This is a genomic window from Listeria fleischmannii subsp. fleischmannii LU2006-1, assembly GCF_000344175.1.
GTDB classification, from domain to species: Bacteria; Bacillota; Bacilli; order Lactobacillales; family Listeriaceae; genus Listeria; species Listeria fleischmannii.
Map to the genome: position 1 here is coordinate 1 of NZ_ALWW01000083.1, position 1053 is coordinate 1053.

Annotated in this window: 1 protein-coding gene and 1 pseudogene; one reads left to right on the forward strand and one right to left on the reverse strand. The window is 38.3% G+C overall.

Annotated features, from left to right (window positions below):
• Nucleotides 1-18 precede the first annotated feature (18 nt).
• Nucleotides 19-516 (reverse strand): T7SS effector LXG polymorphic toxin, encoded by a 498-nt coding sequence (locus tag LFLEISCH_RS14270; protein ID WP_007478057.1) that lies wholly within the window; start codon nt 514-516, stop codon nt 19-21.
• Nucleotides 517-783: 267 nt separating this feature from the next.
• Between LFLEISCH_RS14270 and LFLEISCH_RS15655 the strand changes: the two are divergent.
• A pseudogene (locus tag LFLEISCH_RS15655) lies at nt 784-1053 on the forward strand (hypothetical protein); the annotation flags it as partial.

Consider the following 1053-nt stretch of genomic DNA (forward strand, 5'->3'; position numbering starts at 1 on the left):
ACTAATTCGATAAGGGGTTCAAAAAAAATGAGTATGGCTTTGCTCAAATTGTAAGTACTTTTCAAGAATCTTTTCTTGTTCCACGGCCTCGATAAAATCAAGACGCAAAGTTTGAGCTCTTCCCTCGTAAATTCCCGCTGTAGAGCCCGATAAAGATTGCTGTAACGCTTCTTGTTTCCTTCGAATACTTTTCACTTTTTCCATTGCTTGCCCCAGTAAAACGGCATCAATTCGCGCATTGGGTGAAGGGTCCACTTGACTATGAAATTCTTGGATATATTGTACCAAAAGCGCCTCACTCGTATCAAAAGCTTGTAAAATCGTCTCAATCAAGGGCGGATAGCTTGCTTCAAAATAAGATTTAGACGCTTCGACCGCTTTTCCCGATAAGCTATCATCCTGCACATAACGTTCGACTGTTTGTTTTAATTGGAGTAACCAGACACGCGCCTCCGCATTGGCTTGCTTTAAAATGGTTAGAAAATGCCTCACTTCTCCGATGTCAATTCGACTCATCCCATCCCCTCCTTACTTTTAGTATACCATTCTGGAAGATGTATAGGTGTGTCTATTTGTTGAACAATATTTTAGCTAGAAAAAATGCCAGAGTAAAACGAGGGAGGAGCTGTGCACCTATCACTAGAAGGAGCTAGACAACAACAACCTATAAAAGATTAGTCATCCTCATTCTAGTTTCTAACCAAAGTATGTCAAGATACCACGGTATTGCCGCTTTATGATAAAATAAAGGTATCCGTTTATTTAAGAAAGGAAGACAATCGTTTGGATTTAATCGCTTCAATCAAATTAAAAATAACCCTTTTGTTACCCTCTTTTGTTATCACTTCCTATACTTCTCTATCTGTTGCAACAGTTGAATTAGAGAATGCTTACCCTACGATACCAACTTCACTAGTTGATTCTATCGTCTACATTACCTTTCTATTACCATTTTTAATCGCCATTTTTTTAAGCATTGTATATTCTCTCGCTTTCTTTCCGATAAATTCGCTTATTGTTATTGCCTCGTCTRTTAGTTGGTATAGGTGGCAT

Coding starts and splice junctions, on each gene's coding strand:
- LFLEISCH_RS14270 (WP_007478057.1), bottom strand. CDS start 516: ATGAGTCGAATTGACATCGGAGAAGTGAGGCATTTTCTAACCATTTTA.